Origin of the sequence: Methyloceanibacter sp. wino2, from assembly GCF_003071365.1 — a bacterium.
Lineage (GTDB): Bacteria > Pseudomonadota > Alphaproteobacteria > Rhizobiales > Methyloligellaceae > Methyloceanibacter.
Genome location: NZ_CP028960.1, coordinates 2,431,140 through 2,449,362 on the forward strand (window position 1 = coordinate 2,431,140; position 18,223 = coordinate 2,449,362).

At 62.9% G+C, this 18,223-nt stretch carries 21 protein-coding genes and 1 riboswitch; of the genes, 11 read left to right on the forward strand and 10 right to left on the reverse strand.

Annotated elements, in window-relative coordinates; translation table 11 throughout:
* The first annotated feature begins 176 nt into the window (after window positions 1–176).
* Together DCY11_RS11425 and DCY11_RS11430 are read left to right on the forward strand one after the other, a co-directional pair.
* Window positions 177–545 (forward strand): hypothetical protein, encoded by a 369-nt coding sequence (locus DCY11_RS11425; protein ID WP_159079975.1) that lies wholly within the window; start codon window positions 177–179, stop codon window positions 543–545.
* An 81-nt stretch (window positions 546–626) separates the two neighbouring features.
* A complete protein-coding gene (locus tag DCY11_RS11430; RefSeq protein ID WP_159079976.1) occupies window positions 627–941 on the forward strand; it encodes a hypothetical protein in 315 nt (104 codons plus the stop codon).
* Window positions 942–985: 44 nt separating this feature from the next.
* Here DCY11_RS11430 and DCY11_RS11435 read toward each other — a convergent pair whose 3' ends face one another.
* Together DCY11_RS11435 and DCY11_RS11440 are read right to left on the reverse strand one after the other, a co-directional pair.
* Window positions 986–2,473 carry a DHA2 family efflux MFS transporter permease subunit gene (locus DCY11_RS11435; protein WP_208430456.1) on the reverse strand — a complete coding sequence of 496 codons (1,488 nt, stop codon included), beginning with the start codon at window positions 2,471–2,473 and terminating at the stop codon, window positions 986–988.
* Between the two features lie 281 nt (window positions 2,474–2,754).
* Window positions 2,755–3,909: an HlyD family secretion protein gene (locus DCY11_RS11440; RefSeq protein WP_159079977.1), complete on the reverse strand. Its 1,155-nt coding sequence runs from the start codon at window positions 3,907–3,909 to the stop codon at window positions 2,755–2,757.
* A gap of 256 nt (window positions 3,910–4,165) precedes the next feature.
* Window positions 4,166–4,274: riboswitch (TPP riboswitch) on the forward strand.
* Between DCY11_RS11440 and DCY11_RS11445 the strand changes: the two genes are divergently transcribed.
* The gene (locus tag DCY11_RS11445) at window positions 4,271–4,657 is read left to right on the forward strand and encodes a hypothetical protein (protein WP_108683810.1); all 387 of its coding nucleotides are present in this window, start codon (window positions 4,271–4,273) and stop codon (window positions 4,655–4,657) included. It overlaps the preceding riboswitch by 4 nt.
* Before the next feature lie 9 nt (window positions 4,658–4,666).
* Window positions 4,667–6,505: a phosphomethylpyrimidine synthase ThiC gene (thiC, locus tag DCY11_RS11450; protein ID WP_108682991.1), complete on the forward strand. Its 1,839-nt coding sequence runs from the start codon at window positions 4,667–4,669 to the stop codon at window positions 6,503–6,505.
* Between the two features lie 23 nt (window positions 6,506–6,528).
* Here thiC and DCY11_RS11455 read toward each other — a convergent pair whose 3' ends face one another.
* Window positions 6,529–7,443 (reverse strand): diguanylate cyclase, encoded by a 915-nt coding sequence (locus DCY11_RS11455; protein WP_108682992.1) that lies wholly within the window; start codon window positions 7,441–7,443, stop codon window positions 6,529–6,531.
* Window positions 7,444–7,593: 150 nt separating this feature from the next.
* Here DCY11_RS11455 and DCY11_RS11460 point away from each other — a divergent pair, with 150 nt between their 5' ends.
* Window positions 7,594–7,875 carry a hypothetical protein gene (locus DCY11_RS11460; RefSeq protein ID WP_108682993.1) on the forward strand — a complete coding sequence of 94 codons (282 nt, stop codon included), beginning with the start codon at window positions 7,594–7,596 and terminating at the stop codon, window positions 7,873–7,875.
* 141 nt (window positions 7,876–8,016) lie between these two features.
* On the opposite strand, the gene DCY11_RS11465 is transcribed toward DCY11_RS11460, so the two are convergent.
* The gene (locus DCY11_RS11465; protein WP_108682994.1) at window positions 8,017–8,352 is read right to left on the reverse strand and encodes a helix-turn-helix domain-containing protein; all 336 of its coding nucleotides are present in this window, start codon (window positions 8,350–8,352) and stop codon (window positions 8,017–8,019) included.
* A 101-nt stretch (window positions 8,353–8,453) separates the two neighbouring features.
* On the opposite strand from DCY11_RS11465, the gene DCY11_RS11470 reads away from it, so the two are divergent.
* Both DCY11_RS11470 and DCY11_RS11475 read left to right on the forward strand, forming a co-directional pair.
* Window positions 8,454–8,768 carry a nuclear transport factor 2 family protein gene (locus DCY11_RS11470; RefSeq protein WP_159079978.1) on the forward strand — a complete coding sequence of 105 codons (315 nt, stop codon included), beginning with the start codon at window positions 8,454–8,456 and terminating at the stop codon, window positions 8,766–8,768.
* 55 nt (window positions 8,769–8,823) lie between these two features.
* Window positions 8,824–9,306: a cupin domain-containing protein gene (locus DCY11_RS11475; RefSeq protein WP_108683811.1), complete on the forward strand. Its 483-nt coding sequence runs from the start codon at window positions 8,824–8,826 to the stop codon at window positions 9,304–9,306.
* Window positions 9,307–9,477: 171 nt separating this feature from the next.
* Here DCY11_RS11475 and DCY11_RS11480 read toward each other — a convergent pair whose 3' ends face one another.
* Entirely contained in the window at window positions 9,478–10,092 is a 615-nt protein-coding gene (locus tag DCY11_RS11480; protein WP_108682996.1) for a TMEM175 family protein, read from the reverse strand.
* A 208-nt stretch (window positions 10,093–10,300) separates the two neighbouring features.
* A complete protein-coding gene (locus DCY11_RS11485; protein WP_108682997.1) occupies window positions 10,301–10,639 on the reverse strand; it encodes an EF-hand domain-containing protein in 339 nt (112 codons plus the stop codon).
* A gap of 284 nt (window positions 10,640–10,923) precedes the next feature.
* On the opposite strand from DCY11_RS11485, the gene DCY11_RS11490 reads away from it, so the two are divergent.
* Both DCY11_RS11490 and DCY11_RS11495 read left to right on the forward strand, forming a co-directional pair.
* Entirely contained in the window at window positions 10,924–11,898 is a 975-nt protein-coding gene (locus DCY11_RS11490) for an MDR family oxidoreductase (RefSeq protein WP_108682998.1), read from the forward strand.
* 47 nt (window positions 11,899–11,945) lie between these two features.
* Window positions 11,946–12,572, forward strand: coding sequence for a glutathione S-transferase (locus DCY11_RS11495; RefSeq protein WP_108683812.1), 627 nt, complete (start codon window positions 11,946–11,948; stop codon window positions 12,570–12,572).
* Between the two features lie 10 nt (window positions 12,573–12,582).
* Here DCY11_RS11495 and DCY11_RS11500 read toward each other — a convergent pair whose 3' ends face one another.
* Window positions 12,583–13,530 carry a homocysteine S-methyltransferase family protein gene (locus tag DCY11_RS11500; protein WP_108682999.1) on the reverse strand — a complete coding sequence of 316 codons (948 nt, stop codon included), beginning with the start codon at window positions 13,528–13,530 and terminating at the stop codon, window positions 12,583–12,585.
* Between the two features lie 210 nt (window positions 13,531–13,740).
* Here DCY11_RS11500 and DCY11_RS11505 point away from each other — a divergent pair, with 210 nt between their 5' ends.
* Window positions 13,741–14,358, forward strand: coding sequence for a TetR/AcrR family transcriptional regulator (locus tag DCY11_RS11505; protein WP_108683000.1), 618 nt, complete (start codon window positions 13,741–13,743; stop codon window positions 14,356–14,358).
* A gap of 78 nt (window positions 14,359–14,436) precedes the next feature.
* Here the strand turns inward: DCY11_RS11505 and DCY11_RS11510 are convergent, their stop codons facing one another.
* The gene (locus DCY11_RS11510; protein ID WP_108683001.1) at window positions 14,437–15,198 is read right to left on the reverse strand and encodes a VWA domain-containing protein; all 762 of its coding nucleotides are present in this window, start codon (window positions 15,196–15,198) and stop codon (window positions 14,437–14,439) included.
* A 181-nt stretch (window positions 15,199–15,379) separates the two neighbouring features.
* Here DCY11_RS11510 and DCY11_RS11515 point away from each other — a divergent pair, with 181 nt between their 5' ends.
* A complete protein-coding gene (locus DCY11_RS11515) occupies window positions 15,380–16,423 on the forward strand; it encodes a lyase (RefSeq protein ID WP_159079979.1) in 1,044 nt (347 codons plus the stop codon).
* A 27-nt stretch (window positions 16,424–16,450) separates the two neighbouring features.
* Here the strand turns inward: DCY11_RS11515 and DCY11_RS11520 are convergent, their stop codons facing one another.
* Together DCY11_RS11520 and DCY11_RS11525 are read right to left on the reverse strand one after the other, a co-directional pair.
* Window positions 16,451–16,999 (reverse strand): hypothetical protein, encoded by a 549-nt coding sequence (locus tag DCY11_RS11520; RefSeq protein ID WP_108683003.1) that lies wholly within the window; start codon window positions 16,997–16,999, stop codon window positions 16,451–16,453.
* Between the two features lie 107 nt (window positions 17,000–17,106).
* Window positions 17,107–18,132 carry an AraC family transcriptional regulator gene (locus DCY11_RS11525; RefSeq protein WP_108683004.1) on the reverse strand — a complete coding sequence of 342 codons (1,026 nt, stop codon included), beginning with the start codon at window positions 18,130–18,132 and terminating at the stop codon, window positions 17,107–17,109.
* Window positions 18,133–18,223: the final 91 nt, after the last annotated feature.

Genomic DNA, 18,223 nt, shown 5'->3' on the forward strand with positions numbered 1-18,223 from the left:
TTCATATTCCTGCGCAGGACGTGCGCTGACGACCAATTCGCTCTAAAAATGGCCTTAGACTGTGGCAGATGGGTAACAGGAAGTGGAGAACCCATTTGCGGTGGGCGCAAGCGGCTGGAATCGGGTGATTGCGGCTCGTACAACTTTCCCATCCTACACGTCCTAAGGAGGCTTCGATGAGGTCGTATTGGCGCGCCGTTGCACTGGCATTCGTGGCGGCTGGGTTCTGCCTGTCTCTTGGCGCGACCGCGCAAGCAGGCTGCGTTGGGTTGTCCGGGACAGCCGATGGTGTCGACAAGAGGACGGCGGTCGCCCGGTCTCAGAACGCCCTCAAAGAAGCTATTGCGGAATTCAAGGCCTCGAAGCGCCTCCGCAGCGTTTCCATCTCGCCCATGCGCGCGAAGCCGCAGCCTTACTGGCGCGATTCCGTGTCCCCGAGCCTTTATCAGAAGCCCGATGTGGTCACGTCGCAGGGGCACACGATCTGCTGGTCGGGCGTGGTCTCGCCAACGGTGTGCACGTCCGGCGCCAAGGTCTGCTGGTAGCGGTCAACGTATCCTAAGGAGGCTTCGATGGTGTCGTATCGGCGTGCCTTTGCACTGACAATCGCGGCGATTGGATTCGTCATGGCACAGAGTGGAGGCGCTCAGGCTCGGTGTGCGACCGTGTTTGCCACCGATGACGGACCGTTCAAGTCATTCGCCGTCCAAGCGTCTCTGACCGCTCTGAAAAACGAGATCGAGGCCGTGAAGGCGAAGTGGCGCGTGAGCCAGGTCACGCTCTCGCCGGCGCGGCCAAAGCCTAATCCGTATTGGCGGGGGGAGGTGACGCCGGACCTCTACCAGAAGCCCGATATCATCACATCGACCGCCCACACGACATGCTGGAGAGGCGTAGTGTCGCCATCGGTTTGCACGTCGGGCGCGAAAGTCTGCTGGTAGCCACAGCCGAACACTGACGGATCGATTAGGGCTGGGCGCCGCGGCTAGTGCGCGACCACCACGCCTGTCGACTTCGGCCGGGACATGAAGAAGACCACCGGCACGATGGCCAAGGTGCAGATCCCGATGAACCAGAAGATATCGTCGAATGCGAGCATTTGCGCCTGCCGCGCGATCTCCTGCATCACGGCTGCGCCTGCTTGCGGATCCTGCGGCGTCAGCCCGCGCTCCGTCAGGTAGGGCAGGAGATCGCGGTTATAGGGCGTGATGTGAGCAGTGAGTTCGGCGAAGTGAACATGCGCCTGGCGCACAAACAGCCAGCTCACGATGGCGATGCCGGCCGATCCGCCGATTCCACGCATCAAGGCATAGATTCCCGCTGCCTCATCGTATTTTGAATTCGGCACGTCCGCGAAGGCAACGGCCGTGAGCGGCACGAAAAAGAGGCCGGTTCCCGCTCCAGCCAGAAGAGTCGGTGCAATGATGGCCCAGGGATCCACCTGAAGGTTGAAAAACGCCATTGGTAGTGTGCCGGCCGCTGTCAGGATCAGCCCTCCGCCGATGAGCCAGCGCGGGTCGACGAAGCGCATCAACAGGCCGCCCGTGATGGCGAGCATGGCGGCGCTCACAAGGCCGCGTGGGATAAACAGCATGCCGGCGAGGTCGGCCGGATAGCCGAGAAGGCGTTGCGTGAGGAGCGGCATGAGCGCCATCCAGCCGAACAGGCTGATGCCGAACAGCGTGATCGCCAGTGTGCCCGCGACGAAGCTGCGATCCTTCAGGAGCGACAGATCGATGATGTTGTTCGTCTTGTTCCAGCCGCGCATGAAGAAGGCGACCGTCGTGAAGATGCAGATGATTGTGAGGGCGACGATGAGCTTCGAATCGAACCAGTCGCGCATATGCCCCTGATCCAGCACCAGCTGCAGCGTTCCTACGGCGGCGATGAGGAGGGCGAGCCCCATCCAGTCGGTCGTAATGTCCTTGATGGCTCGCTTCGGCAGATAGCCGACGGAGAGCAGGAGCGCCAACACCCCGACCGGGATGTTGATGTAGAACACCATGCGCCACGAATAGGTCTCGGTGAGCCAGCCGCCCAGGGAGGGCCCGATCACCGGGGCGACCATGATGCCGAGGCCGAAGATGGCCAGCGCCTGGCCTTGCTTATCGCGCGGGAAGGCGTCCATCAGAATGGCTTGGCTGAGCGGTACGAGCGGCGCGCCGAACACGCCTTGCGCCAGCCGGAACACGACCATGCTCTCCAGATTCCAGGACAGTCCGCACAGGACCGAGGAGATGACGAAACCGGTGATCGATCCGAGCAGCAGCCGCCTGCGGCCGAGCCAGTTGGACAGGAAGCCGGTGAGCGGCACGACGACGGCCGCCGCAACGATGTACGAGGTCAGGATCCAGGTGATCTGATCGGGCGTGGCCGCGAACGCGCCGAGCATATGGGGCACGGCGACATTGACGATCGTGATGTCCAGCACTTCCAGAATGGCCGTGAGCACCACGGCGACCACAAGCGCCACGGGAGGCGCGTCCGGATTCTTGGGCGGCGGTGGAGGCGGAGTCTGTTTTCCCGCCGGGGGAGGGGTGTCCCCGCCGGCAGGCTTCGCGGCGCGCGTACTACTGCGCGGCTTTTTTGCAGGAGTCTCGACCGGTGCGGACGCTTGCGCGGCCTCTTTGGTCTGAGACGTTGAACTTTGAGACTTGAGAGCTTCCGTCTTTGCCGCCGACTTTTTCGGCGTGCGGCCCGACCGACGCTGCCCTCCGGCGCTTCGGCCGCCGGTCCCCCCGCGCGGCCGATCGGTCATTGTGTGCCCGCGCTCGCGGTATTCTGCGGGGCGTCATCCACCTGCGCGCCGGTCTTCGCCTGTGCCGCCGTCTTGTCGTCGCCCGTCGTATCGACCGTCACCGTGGCGGTGGCGCCGACGCGCAAGGGCCGCTTCGGATCCGGCTTGCCGTCGATCCTGATCCGCACCGGGAAGCGTTGCGTCACCTTCACCCAGTTGCCGGTGGCGTTCTCCGGCGGCAGAACCGAGAAGAGGGCGCCGGAGCCGGTGCTGATGCTCTCAACCGTGCCCTCGATGGCGTAGCCGGGATACATGTCCAGCTTGATGGTCGCCGGCTGCCCTTTCCGGATGCGCTGAAGATCGGTTTCCTTGAAATTCGCATTGACCCACCAGGGGCCCGACTCCACGAGCGGGAATGCCGGCATGCCGGCATTCATGACCGCGCCGGGCCGGATGCGCACATCGGAGACCCAGCCGTCACCCGGCGAGAGCACGTGGGTCTTCACGCGATCCTCGGTTGCCTTGTCGAGCTGCGCGGCGGCCCCACGAAGTTTTGCCGTGGGAACGGTGACGACCATGCTCATGTCCTGCGCCTCGCTGAAGGCCTGATGAGCCGTTTGAAAGGCGGCTTCTGCCTTACGAACTGCGACGAGGGCTTTCTTCACGGCGGGGCTGGCCGCTGCGTTTGAGGCGCCGTTCGCGCGCTGGGCTTTTTCGGCCGCGCGGTATTTGCCGATGGCGTCGACCAGGGCGACGCGCTTGGCTTCCATCTCGGCCGCCGCTTCCTTCAGCGGTTCGCCTTCGGTTCCGGCCGCATCGGCGGCTGCGTCGAACTGGGCGCGGGCGCCGCGCAGGGCAGCGTCATACGGCACGGGGTCGATGTCGAACAGGGGGTCGCCCTTGGAGACTTTCTGGTCATCCTCGACATAGACTTCGATCACCTGGCCGGCCACAAGCGGCGCGATCCGCACAATATCGGCGCCGGTATAGGCATTGTCGGTCGAGGGATAGATCTCCGCGTAGCGCCAATAGCCGAATACACCGATGACCGTGATCGCGAACAGGACACCAAGCGCGATCCAGCGAAGCTTTGCGCTACCGCTCTTCGAGGTGTCGTCGGCATCCTCGGAAGTATCTTGCGCTTTTCCGGAACTCTTGGCGGTCTGACTCACGTTCTCGTCCACTCTTCTATTGCGCGGCGGCCAATGAAACCCTGCCCCGTCTGGCGCCCGTTATTGGTAAGGAAGCAAGGCATATTCATGGCCAGCCTTAGACCCAGCGGCCTAAGGCCGCAAGTCGTGCGCCGGACCCTTTGGTCTGTGTTCGGCCTATGAGCCGCCGCCGGCGTGCGGCGAGCGCGAAGGGCAGTGCGGTTCGATCACGATCGCGCTGCCCCCTTTCGAAGTGCGGGCGGTCGGCGTAAGGTGACTCTTGTCCGAGGGGAGCCCCATGTGGGGCTGAGAGTCCGCGAACCTGCGGAGACCCTTAGAACCTGATCCGGCTTGTACCGGCGAAGGGACAGGAGATTTTGCCGTGAATACATCGGTCTTTCTGGCGCAGTTCATGGGCCCCGTGATGCTCGTGGCCGCGATCGGCCTTCTGGTCAATCCGGAGGCGCAGCGGGACATGGCGCGGCAGTTTCTCGATAGTCCTCCGCTGATTTACGTGACCGGCTTTATGGTGATGACCGCGGGTCTCGCCATTGTGCTCAACCACAATGTGTGGGTCTTCGACTGGCGCCTCATCATCACGCTGTTCGGCTGGATGGCCGTCATCGGTGGCGCCATCCGCATGCTCTGCTTCAGTGCGGTCAAGAGAATCGGCCGTGCCATGCTGGACAAGCCACGTGCCGCGATTATCGGCGGTGTGGTCTGGCTGATCATCGGCGCCGTGCTTTGCTACTTTGGATATTTTGCTTGAGATGAACCTATGAACCGTCCCGACTCTATTCGCCATCGCCTCATCAAGTCCCCGCAAGTGACCACCGGTCCGCTGATCGGAAGCCGCAAGGTGCATTCGGCCCCGGAGGGCCATGCGCATGTCCAGGTTCCCTTGCGCGAAATCGCGCTGAGCAACGGTGAGGCTTTTCGCGTTTACGATCCTTCGGGGCCGTATACGGACGATGCCGTGAAGATCGACGTGAAGCGGGGACTGACGCCGGTGCGTGCCGAATGGATCGAAGGCCGCGGCGGCGTGGAGGCCTATGAGGGCCGCGACATCAAGCCCGAGGACAATGGCGGCGTGGGCGACAAACACCTCGCCGAAGCCTTCAAGGTGACACGCTCACCCTTGCGCGGCCTCCCCGGAGCGCCGGTGACACAGCTGGAGCTGGCGCGCGCGGGGATCGTGACCGAGGAGATGGTCTATATCGCCCATCGCGAGAATATCGGCCGCCAACGCGCCGCCGAGGAAGCGCAAGCGCGGCTGGACGACGGCGAGAGCTTCGGCGCCGCCGTGCCGGCATTTGTCACGCCCGAATTTGTGCGCGACGAGGTGGCCCGGGGGCGAGCCATCATCCCGGCAAATATCAATCACCCGGAATCGGAGCCGATGATCATCGGCCGCAACTTCCTCACTAAGATCAACGCCAATATCGGCAACTCCGCCGTGACGTCGTCGGTCGAGGAAGAGGTGGAGAAGATGGTGTGGGCGATCCGCTGGGGCGCCGACACGGTCATGGATCTGTCCACGGGCCGCAACATCCATACCACCCGCGAATGGATCATCCGCAACGCGCCGGTGCCGATCGGCACCGTGCCGATCTATCAGGCGCTCGAGAAAGTGGATGGCGATCCCGTCAAGCTCGACTGGGAGGTCTACAAGGACACGCTGATCGAGCAGTGCGAGCAGGGGGTGGACTATTTCACCATCCATGCGGGCGTGCGGCTCGGCTACATCCATCTGACGGCGGATCGCATCACCGGCATCGTGTCGCGCGGCGGTTCGATCATGGCCAAGTGGTGTCTCGCTCATCACAAGGAGAGCTTCCTCTACGAGCGATTCGAGGACATTTGCGAGATCATGCGCAAATACGACGTGTCCTTCAGTCTCGGCGACGGCTTGCGCCCGGGGTCCATTGCGGACGCCAACGACCGGGCGCAGTTCGCTGAGCTGGAAACACTCGGTGAGCTGACGAAAATCGCTTGGGATCGGGGCTGCCAGGTCATGATCGAAGGACCGGGGCATGTGCCCATGCACAAAATCAAGGTGAACGTGGAGAAGCAGCTGCGCGAATGCGGCGAGGCGCCGTTCTACACGCTCGGCCCCCTCGTGACCGATATCGCGCCCGCCTACGACCACATCACTTCGGCCATTGGCGCCGGCATGATCGGCTGGTTCGGCACGGCCATGCTTTGCTACGTGACGCCCAAGGAGCATCTGGGCCTCCCGGACCGCGACGACGTGAAGGACGGCGTGATGGCCTACAAGATCGCCGCCCATGCGGCCGACCTCGCCAAGGGTCATCCGGCGGCGCAAGCCCGCGACGACGCCATTTCGACGGCGCGCTTCGAATTTCGCTGGGAGGACCAGTTCAATCTCTCGCTCGATCCCGACACGGCGCGGCAGTTCCACGACGCGACCCTGCCGAAGGAGGCGCACAAGCTCGCGCATTTCTGCTCCATGTGCGGGCCGAAATTCTGCTCCATGGAGATCACCCAGCAGGTGCGCGACTACGCCGCAAAGCTCAACGACAAGGAGCAAGGCATGGCGGAGATGAGCGAGAAGTTCCGCGAGATGGGCTCGGAAGTCTATATCGAGGAAGACTGAACCGGCGTCAGGACGAATGGTCCTTAGTGCTCCTTGGGGTCGGACGTGAGAATGTCGCCGTAATGCGCCCGCATGAAAGCCGAGGGGTATTCGAGATGCGCGGCCGCGAAGCGTCCCTGGAAGGCGCTCACGGACTCATAGCCTCGGCTCTCCATCCAGTCGCGGAGGCCGCTCACCAGCGCGCCGATATGCTGCGGGCCGTCTTTCAGCAGTGACGACGTGGTCATGACGGCATCGGCCCCCACCAGCAGATATTTCGCCACCTCCGCATAGGTCCACACGCCGGAGGTCGCGGCCAGCGAGGCGTTCACCCGGCCGGAGAGAAGCGAGATCCACATCAGGGGAAGGCGGATGTCGTCGGGCGTGCTCAAGGAGAAGTTCGGCTTCATGAGCATCGTGTCGAGATCGAAATCGCCTTCGTAGAATCTGTTGAACAGGACCAGCCCGTCGGCACCGGCCTCGGCGAGCTGCTTCGCCATGTTCGCCGGTGCGCTGAAATAGGGGCTGAGCTTGGCGGACACGGGCACCTTAACCTGCGCTTTGACGGCGCGCAGAATGTCCACATAGCTCTGCTCCAGCGAGCGGCCCGTCTCGCCGGGGTCGGACGGCACGCGATAGAGATCGAGCTCGATGGCGCGCGCGCCGGCCGCTTCGAGATCGCCGGCGAAGTTCACCCAGGCGCCGGGCGTTGCGCCGTTCAGACTGGCGATGACGGGCACGTCGCTGTGGTTGGAGGCTTGGCGCAGCGTTTCCAGACGCTCATCCATGATGGCATCGCGCCCGATGATCTGCTCCTCGAAGACCGATGCCATGACGATGGCCGCCGCGCCCGCGTCCATCAGCGAGCGGATGCCGTCGGCCGTGCGGGTCAGCGGCGATGGCGAGGCCACGATGGGATGTTTTAGCTCAAATCCCAGATAGCGCGTGCTCAGATCCATGAGGCTCTCCAGTTCTCAGGGATCCTCCCTTTTCGTGCCAGGAGGACATCCATGGTCCGGACGAGACTAACAGGCAAACGCTAACGGATTGTGGCGCTGAAAGCCGCAATTGCGTAGCCTAGCCGCGCGCGACAGCAAGGGTGAACGGCAATGACAAGCCGCAGCGACGAGACCCGCGACCTGGAAGTGCCGCCGGTCCGCGTGCCGCGTGTTGCCGCGGGCGCCGTCTCGACGGGTGCCGTAGCCTCGGGCTCGGCCGCGCTGGGCGCGCTTGCCGTCGGGGCGCTGGCGATCGGCGCTCTGGCCATCGGCGTGCTTGCCATCGGCCGGTTGAAAATCCGCAAAGCGGACGTGGACAAGCTCAAACTCGGCGAAGTGGAGATCGACGAGCTGACGGTCCGCCGCCTGCACGTGCTCGAGCGCGAAGACTGATCGGGTGGCAGGCCCGAGGGTGCGGGTCCTTCGCCTTGCTGCGCCGGTCGTCTTGATCGCTGGGCCGCACGCTCACGTGAAATGTCACGAGGCGGCGCTTCAGTGACACGCGGCCGGCGGGGAAGGGGGGGGGTGCTTCATTCAATTTGCCGGGCGTTCTTCAGCCCAAGTGAGCAACGCGTCCAACGCCGGACATAGAGCTTGGCCCCAGTCCGTCAGGCCGTACTCGACCTTCGGCGGTACTTCCGGATAAACGGTTCGATAGACGATGCCGTCGGTCTCCATCTGGCGCAGCTGCTGGATTAGCATCTTCTGTGACACTTCCGGAATCGCGCGCTCAAGCTCGGAGAAGCGCATGATGCGGCCGCCGAAAAGGTGGAACAGGATTACCAGCTTCCAGCGCCCTTCCAGCATCTTCAGAGCGTTCTCGACCCCCTCGGCGGCCGTGAAGCGAGTGTATTTGTTGGCGAGGGTCATCCTACTTACCTAGTGGTGAGTACCCAACTTTTTCGTGCGTACTTGTCTTCTGTCGAGATTACTCACAGATAGCCGGAACAGCAATGACACGGACGCGCACGATGACCGACGAACTGCCGACGCCGATCGCTCGCTATTTTTCCGCCACGACACCCTCGCAGATCGCTGATTGTTTCACCGACGAGGGTGTCGTTACCGACGAGCGACGCACTTATCGAGGCCGACGAGACATATTGCGTTGGCGTGAAGAGGTGGGACAAATCAGCTTTCGGCAAGATGTGCTCGCGCTGGGAAGCCGTGGGGATCTGGCCGTGGTTACGTGCCGTGTCTCGGGCGATTTCCCAGGCAGCCCGGTCGAACTCGATCACACCTTCGAACTGGTGGGCGACAAGATTGCCCGACTGACAATTGCTTGATGGACGTCCACCGACGCGTGGCAACGTCGAACCCGACCAGGATCAGGAGAGCCCAATGAAGACGTTGGTAATGGCCGCAATGTTGAGCATGTTCGCAAGTCCGCTGTTTGCGGACGATCAGCAAATCGAACGCATGGTTGCGGATGCGCACAAGGTATTCGAAGAAGGTACGATTGATTGGAAAGACGAACCGATCCTTCCCAAGGGAGCCAAGAGTGCTTTGGTGGTGGGCGACCCCAGCAAAGCAGGCGTCTTCATCGCGTATCTCAAGTTTCCCGCCAACTACGTCATTCCGGCCCACACTCATCCCTTCACCGAGGTAGTGACCGTGCTGAAGGGTAAGGTCGGGAACGGATTTGGGAGCCGGCTTGATCGAGAGAAGGGCGAGCTGCTCGACGTAGGTTCGAGCTTCATGTTGCCGGCGGACCATCCGCACTATCTGTGGAATGATGAAGAGTCTGTCGTTTTGTTGATTGCGACCGGTCCCTGGGACATCGCCTATGTCGATCCTGGTGACGATCCGCGCAAGGCGCCGTAAGCGGAGCACGTGCAACGTTCCAGTATGGTCTGCTTTCCCTATGAGGCGGACATATGCCGACCAACGTATTTCCACGCCTCAAAACCTGCCGTACACTGACCGTACCTCTCGGCCAAAGCGACGCGAGCTGCAGGCCGTCTGTCGTTCGGGGTGAGGGATCCATCGCCAGGACTACCCACCCACACGACGCCGCAGATAAGGCGCGGCGACGTTGAGCAGATAGGCCAGCATGGCGTAGTCGGTCGAGACCAGGCTGATCAGCATAGAGAGGATCGCCGAGGCGATCAGGAGGGCAAACTCGATGCGGCCGTCATGCGCGTCCGCGTGGCCGCTGTCGCGCTTGGCGGCACGGGCAATGAGTATGCCGGTCACGGCCAGCAGGATCATGTTGGCGCCGTAGAGCCAGACGGCGCCGGCCACGTTGTAGCGGCTCACCGCCAGCATAGAGAAAGGCAGCACCGTCACCCACAGGAGATGGAACAGCGTCGCCCGCGCGTAGGCCGGGCTCGCCATCTCCGGGTCGTATGTGGCTTGCGCGCGGCCGGACCAGAAGGCGACGAGCACGACGAAGGTGATGAGATAGGCGATGAACGTGTCCGACAGGCCCGCGAGCCCTTGCAGGAATGCGTGCGTCGTCTTGGGGTCGAAGTCGTCGGGCAGCTCGATATTGATGACGAGCAGCGTCATCGCGAACGCGAACACCGCGTCGGTCAGCGCGTCGAGCCGGGCCGTGGGGACGAAACCTGCCGTTCCCTTTGCCCCATCCTTCCGTGCCGCGTTCGGCAATTTGGCCCCCGTTCAGACCGCCGCGACGGAGCGGCGTTCGTCATCCTCGGGCCGAAGCTGCGATTCGGTCAACTGTCCGGCCGCAAGAGCCGGTACGGCGGCGGCGTTTGCCGGACCCTGCGCGCTAGATCAAGGCGCGCTCCAGATACGACAAAGGCGCTTGGCTTGCCGCCAAACGCCTTTGAAGCCGCCCTACGGGTGTGGGGTGCTAGTTCTTCTGGCAGGCCGGATCGTCCGGATTGTTCTGGCACGGGCACCAGGATCCTTCGGCCTTCTGACAGTTGTTGCCGATGGCCATTTTCTGCTTTTCGCCGCCGGCCCACTCTGCCTCGTCGATGCTGTTGTTCGTGTCCTTGTCCATCGTGCGGAAGGTCGGGTTCATGGTCGGGTCGCCGACCTTCGACTCGCACGAGTTCCACTCGGCGCGGCTCACCGTGCCGCTGCCGTCGGTATCACAGGTTTTGAAACCGGCGGACCAGTCGGCGGCGACGGCGGGCGTTCCCGCAAGCATGATGACCGCGACGAGAGCGGCCCAGAATTTAGACATTGCAAATTCTCCCTAGTGATGCGTGACTTAGCACTTCTCATTCAGGCCACAGCAGAAGCGCGCCTTGGCCCCGCCGCGATTTTTTTGCGGCCTTATAACGGGGGCCCTGTTTGGATGCTTTATCAAGGGCAAGACTTCCAAATACGCCGTGGGACACTATCCGAACCGGATATGGGATTGATCCGGCGGCTTCGGCGACGTGCAATGCCGGGCCGCGACCCTGGCGTATTTTTCGCGCCGCACACTATGCTGCACACTGATCGAACGGTGCTTCGAGGTTCTAAATGCGCGCAATCGTCATCGACAAATCTGAGAGCGGGATACTCGCCAAGTTGGGGGAACTCCCGGAAGACGCGCTCATGGACGGCGACGTCACGGTCCGGGTGACCCATTCCACGGTCAACTACAAGGACGGGTTGGCGATCACCGGCAAGGCGCCAGTCGTGCGGCGTTTTCCCATGATCGGCGGGATAGATTTCTCCGGCATCGTGGAAGTCTCCGGCCATCCGGACTTCAACCCCGGCGACGAGGTCGTCTTGAACGGTTGGGGGCTCGGGGAAACCCACCTTGGCGGCTACGCGGAACTAGCGCGGGTGAACGGCGATTGGCTCGTGCCTCTGCCGCAAGGTCTTTCGCGGGCCCAAGCGATGGCGATCGGCACTGCCGGCTACACGGCGATGCTGTGTGTGCTGGCCCTCGAACGGCACGGCATAACGCCGGACCAGGGAGATGCCCTCGTCACGGGCGCGGCCGGCGGGGTTGGATCGGTGGCGATCTCGCTTCTGGCGGGACGTGGCTGGCGGGTGATCGCCTCGACGGGGCGCGTCGAGGAGGCCGACTACCTGACCTCACTCGGAGCAAGCGAGATCATCGATCGCGCCGAGCTTGGCGGGCGCGCCAGGCCGCTCGCGAAGGAGCGCTGGGCCGTTGGCGTCGACACCGTTGGCTCGACCACGCTGGCCAATGCTCTCGCCATGACGCGCTATGGCGGTGCCGTCGCTGCTTGCGGGCTAGCCGGCGGCATGGACCTGCCGGCTACTGTCATGCCCTTCATCCTGCGGGGCGTGTCGCTGCTCGGCATCGACTCGGTTTATGCGCCGAAGGAGCGGCGGATCGAGGCCTGGGCCCGGCTGGCAAAGGACCTCGATCTCGACAAGCTCGCGTCGATGACCCGAACAATCGCTTGTGATGAGGTTATTCCGGCGGCTCACGATATCCTGGCTGGCAAGGTCCGCGGCCGCTTGGTCGTCGAGATTTGATCGGAGTCCGGACGAACGAGGCTCCGGGAACGAGCGAGGAAACGCAGATGAGCGACTTGAAGCTGACCTATTTCGATTTTCACGGGGGGCGCGGCGAGCCCGCGCGGCTCGCACTCGCAATGGGCGGGGTTCCCTTCGACGATGACCGCGTGCCGATGGCGGACTGGCCCGAGCGGAAGGCCGGGACGCCCTTCGGTGCGTTGCCGGTGCTGGTGGCCGACGGCAAGGTCCTGACGCAGTCGAATGCGATCAACCGCTATGTGGGCAAGCTGACGGGACTTTATCCGTCGGACTTCTGGCAAGCGGCGTTGTGCGACGAGACTATGGATGCCGTGGAGGACATGCTTAATGTGATCGTCCCGACGATGTTCATGCCGGACGACGAGAAGAAGGCGCGGCGCGAGGAGCTCGTCGAGGGCATGTTCCCGCTCTATCTCAAGCGGCTGAACAAGAACCTGGCCGACCATGGGGGGCGGTATTTCGCAGACGACCGCCTCACCATCGCCGATCTCAAAGTGGCGATGCTGATCCGGCAAATGACGTCGGGCATCATGGACCACGTTCCGACCGACCTAGTTGAGAAGATCGCGCCCGGACTTGTCGAGCACTTCCAGCGGGTCATGAAAGACCCATCGATCAAGGCCTACTACGCGAAGAAGGGCGTGGAAGTTTGATCGGCCGGGTCTAGGCCGCCGCCTTCTCGTGCAGGTGCTTCGACACGCAAGCCACGTGGCGATGATCCGTGCCGCAACAGCCGCCGACCACGCGCAGGCCCGGTAGGCGTTTGGCGAGCTCCACATGGAGCAGGCCGAACTCTTCGGGATCGCCGTCGTCGAGCGTCTCGGCCTCGTCGATTTCGGCATGGCTCCGGCGCGATGCGTTGGCCCGGACGCCGCCGATGCGCCCGACCCAGGACGCACCGGTGGAGACGGCCTCGGCAAAATGATCCGGGTGGGCGCAGTTCACCATGTAGTAGAGGGGCCCGTTGCCGGTCGCCGTGTCGACCTTGGCGATGGCTTCGCCCAACGACTCGCCTGAGGGCAGATGTCCGTCGGTCTCGACCGTAAAGGATATCACCGCGGGGAGTCCGAACTCGGCCCCACATCGCGTAATGCCGATGGCCTCGCTCGTATGGGGCATGGTGACGGCCGAGATCATGTCGACGCCGGCTCGAGCCAGACATTCGATTTGCGGCCGGTGCATGTCGCGCGCCGCCTCCGGAGACAGCTGCGTATCGGCGGCATAGCCGTCGCCGGCGGGGCCGATGACGCCGTTGAGCAGGATCGGCGCAACCCGTGACTGCCAGGCCTCGCGGAGGCCCTTGGCGAAGGAGACGGCGTCGCCGGTCAGCCGCAACATATCGGACTCGGACTTGCCGAGAGCCGGTCCCCAGTGCCCGCCGCCGCGCCAGGTATTGGTGTCGAGGACGAAACCGGTGCCGGCGCGTTCCGCCATCGACAAGAACTCGTCGAAGTAGCTGCGCATCGCGGTGCGCGCGGCTTCGTCGTCCATCAGGACAATGGCCGCGAACTCCGGCGCTTCGAAGCCCTTCTGAAAAAACAGCCACGTCTCGAACCCGCCATCGGTGAGGAAAGGTCGGTCGGTCCTAAGCAGCGCCTCAACATCGGCCATCGTGCATCTCCTCGTCGTGTCGAAGGTGAGACACGGTATTTAGACCTTGGTGGCGGTGGCACAAGGCGACTTGCGGTGCAGAAAGAAGTTTCAATTTTACGCCGCAATTTCAATGCTGTGAGGATTCATCCGGGCAGATGCCGCCAATGACGTACGGAAAAACCGTACCGGTGGTACTGTACCGCCGGTTAGGTTTTGGAGGAGCTATACGTGGCGCGCGGGGAAGACACACGGAAGAAGATTCTTGATGTCGCGCAGGACGCCATCCTGACGAAAGGGTTCGATGCCACGTCGATCGACGAGATCGTAGCCAGTGCTGAGCTGACCAAGAGCGGCTTCTTCTATCACTTCCGGGACAAGAACGCGCTGGCGTCTGCCTTGATCGAGCGGCACATCGAGGTCGAAGACCAGCTTTTCGACGATGTGTTCGCGCGCGCAAAGGATCTTGCCGACGATCCGCTGCAGGTGGCTTTGATTGCCCTCAAATTGCTGGCCGAGCTGATCGAAGACATGCCGAACGGGCATCCCGGATGCATCGTGGCGACGGCCGTCTATCAAGACAGGCTTTTCAACGCGGATGTCCGGGACGCCAACCGCCGCGCGGTCCTCGGCTGGCGCAGCAGGTTCCGGAAGATGTTCGATGCGATCATTGCGGTCTACCCGCCGCACGACGATGTCGAACCGGACGATCTTGCCGACATGGTCAGCTCCGTAATCGAGGGGGGCATCGTCATGTCGCGCGCTGTTTCCGAGCCATCGATCACGGTGCGGCAGATCATGCTGCTGCGGTCATACGTGAAGCTGCTGTTTTCGCCCCGGCTAAAGTAGAGGACTCGGCCCGGTTCAGGCGGGGCATGGCCCAGACCAGCAGGCCCGCCACAAAGAGAAAGCTGAGCACGCCGCAGGCTAGCGCAATACGCCGTAGGGCACGGCGGAGTGGGGCACGGCGGACATCATGGGACAGCCAAGCGTCTTCCGGAAAGCCTCGATGAGGTCCTCGCGGTTGTCGGCCGTGATGTAGTAACCGCCGGTTTCCTCGGCGAGACACTTGGTTTGGAGGTAGCTCTGCGCGCCGGTCCAGCGGAAGCTCCTGAGCTGATAGCCGATAACGTGAACTGTGAGATGTTCGCTTTTCTGCTTGAGCAGCTTGCCGAGTTCGCAAGGATCGCCGCCACACGTCTCCTCACCATCGGTGAGCAGGACAATCGTCCCTGGCGCCGATACATGTTCGAAAATCCTCGCTGCAGCGACCACCGCATTGACGAGCGGCGTTTTACCGGCGGGGTTGATCTCGTTGACGATGCCGAGAATGTGCTGGCTGGCATTCGGCTCTGGCGGAAAATTCAGCCGCACATTGCAATGCTGATAGGGCCCGGGGCCGTAAGTGATAAGGCCCACCCTCCGAAACCGTGTGACGTCCGGAAGAACTTGCGCCAGCGCGGCGCGGACCTCGCCAATGCGGGACTTGTCGCTGAACAGCCCCTGGACCGTGTTGCCGGCCATGGAGCCCGACGCATCAAAGACGATCATCGCGTCCTCGGTGCAATAGGGACGGTCTTGGTCGTCGAACGGCACCTCTTGTGCCAGGGAACTGCCGGTCACCGCCAGGTGTGTGGCTAGAACGGTCAGCAGCGCGAGGGCCGCATGGCATAGGCGTCGTGACGGCATCGTTGCTCCGGAAGCATCAGCCTGAGTGCGTCAGTATAGCGGAAGCCGCGAACGGGTGGCAGCTACGCAGCGGCGATCACGGAAACCTGATCACGGAGGGCATGTTTGGTCACACCAGGACCCGGACTGTTCGTTATGGGTTGAACCTGCCTGATGTGAAGCTGTGTCTGAGGAGGTCCTGATGTTTCGTCCTGATTTGCGGTTTGGTATCGCCCCCGCCGTCGCCTTGGCTGCGGCGCTCACGGTTGCACACCCGGAAAGTTCGTTCGCTTTCGGCGGCGCCGCTGAGATCCAGGAATGGAAGGTGCCTTACGAGGGGCGCCCGCGCGATCCCTTTGCCGCCGGTGACGACGAGATCTGGTTCGTCGGGCAGGCGAACGGTTATTTGGGGCGTCTCACGCCTTCGAGCGGCAAGTTCTTCCGGCGCGATCTCGGCGAAGGGGCCGGTCCACACAATCTGATCGTTGATGCCGGCGGCATCGTTTGGTTCGCGGGCAATCGCAACGCCTATATCGGCCGGTACGATCCGAAGACCGACACGATCGAGCGGATCGAAATGCCCGATCCGAAGGCCAAGGATCCGCACACGCTGGTGTTCGATGCGGACGGGAGCCATATCTGGTTCACGGTTCAGCATGGAAATTTTGTTGGCCGCGTGCGGCTCGCCGACCGGACGGTGGATCTGATCCCGGTTCCGACTGTGGGCGCGCGTCCCTACGGCATCAAGATCGCGCCCGATGGCACGCCTTGGATCGCGCTTTTCGGGACCAACAAGCTGGCGTCGATCGACCCGGAGTCGCTGAGCCTGACCGAATACGACATTCCGGACGCAGCCGCGCAGCCGCGCCGTCTCGAGATCACGGACGATGGCCGGGTTTGGTACTCCGACTATGTGCGCGGGAAACTCGGCCGCTTCGATCCCAAGACCAAGGCGTTCGCGGAATGGGATCTTCCCGCCGGCGACAAGAGCCTGCCCTATGGCACGGCCCTCGACAGCGCGGGTCGTGTTTGGATCGCCGAAACGGGGCCGCAGCCTAATCAGATCGTGGAGTTCGATACGGAGGCGGAAGAGATCGTATCGGTCACGCCCGTTCCTTCCGGCGGCGGCACGGTGCGCCACATGATGTATGAGCCCAAGACGGACGTGATCTGGTTCGGCGCCGACAGCGGCACGATCGGCAAGGTGCAGGCCGCGAAGCCAAATGAGGAGGCGGCCGGTGAGTGACCTGCCGGGCCGGACGCAGCGGTTTGCCTAAGGCGCGTTTGGCAGGTCGATCCTCTTGCCGGTCAGGGTGATGAGGATCTTGCTCGGCGCCGTCGAGAAAGCGTCGGCACTTTGGGCCTCGGCGTTCAGGGGCAAGAACGCCAGGGCCGCATTGAGGGTCATGGTCTCCGTCTCCGGCGCATAGGTGCCGGTGGCATCGATCCGCGCAATCTGTCCCGTGTCGCCTTCGGCGTTTGCATAGGTGAAGTCCAGGGTGGTGACGGTGAGGCGCACGGTGCCGTCGTCGTCAACGCCGTCGCAGCGCCACGAGCCGGCGCTATTGCCGAAGGGGCGGGTGTCCATCGCTGCCGACTCCTCGTCGGAATCGAACCGCAGGGCATGACCGCCGTTTGTCAGCACGAGCAAGCTGCGGCTCGTGCCGGTGCGGCCGTTATTGTCCAGTTCATTGGTGGTGAGAAAGGTGCCCGCGGCCTTGCCGCATGCTCCTTCCACCTCGGCCGACGCAGGCAGAGGTAACAGTACAGCTGCGCAGAAACATGCGGCGGAGATGCGCTTGGCGATGCCGATGGCCCTCATGGTCACGATTCCCGGCTCTGGTTTCCGTATGCGGAACTCTATCGCAGAGCGGTACGACGCCCAAGTGACCGGACACATGACCGGCGTGAGCAAGCTGGGCGTCGATTTCAAGACGAGTTCTTGCGCAGACCGATCCGGCCCATGTGGTGCCGGAATTCGGCGGGCGTCAGTCCGGTGCTCCGGCGAAAGGCACGCGTGAAGTTGGCATGTTCGGAATAGCCGAGCGACAGGGCGATCTCGGTAATAGAGACATCCGTTTGCTCAAGCAGAGCTCGGGCCCGCCTTAGGCGCACCCGCTCCAAGAGGTCACGATAGCTGAGGCCTTCCCGGTTCAGATAGCGCTGAAGGGTACGGACGCTGATCTCCGCCATGGCCGCTGTACCTTCGATGTCGGTCTTGCCGTCCATGAGCCGTAGGATGCTGATCGCAAGGATGGACCGTAGGGGCTCGTGGGTGATCTGCAAGGCGTCCGCGACCGCTACATCGATGTCGGTGATTGGCTTGCCAATCCAGTATGGCCGTTTCCTGGAGAGTAGCTCAAGGGGAATGGCGATCCCGAGAGTGGGCTGGGCAAACTGGACCGGCACGGCCATCAGAGTTTCGATGACTCGGGCATCCGCATCGCGCGGGTAGTCGAGTTCGATCCTGGACGGTAGCCAATCTGCCCCCAGATAAAACCGGAGCAAGCTCAATAGGGGAGGAATGGTATAGTCGGAATGTTGCTTGTGGACATTGGGCGACTGACTTCGCCGATAGCGCCAAACCGCCATGGAGCCGTTGCGCTCAATAGAGAAGCGCGCACCGCTTTGATGGAAGGCTAGCGTGTCGCCAAGGCGTCGCAGGGCATCGGCGAGTGTTGCGCCCTGTGCGCAGTACTGTGACCATAAACCGAAGGACTGATGCTGCAGCTGCTCACCGACGCGAAATCCGAAATCCCGGCGGCCGGTGGCTCGCGCCGCCCGCTCGAAAACGCCAACCAGAGCGGTCGTAGGCACGAACAAGTCGCTGCGTTCCGTTGTAACGAGTGGCAGGCTCTCTTCTTGAAAGGCCTTTTGCAGGGCCTGTTCGCTCTCCCACGCGACAAGCAGCTTTCGTAAAGGTGCAAAACTCGTCGGGCGTGTCAGCGGTGCCATGGGCGGACGTGAAAGCTTCAGCACGGAGGCGTATTTGACCTCGGCGTGAAATGACAAGAGACAACAACTCTATGTTCGTGTTGCGCTTGCA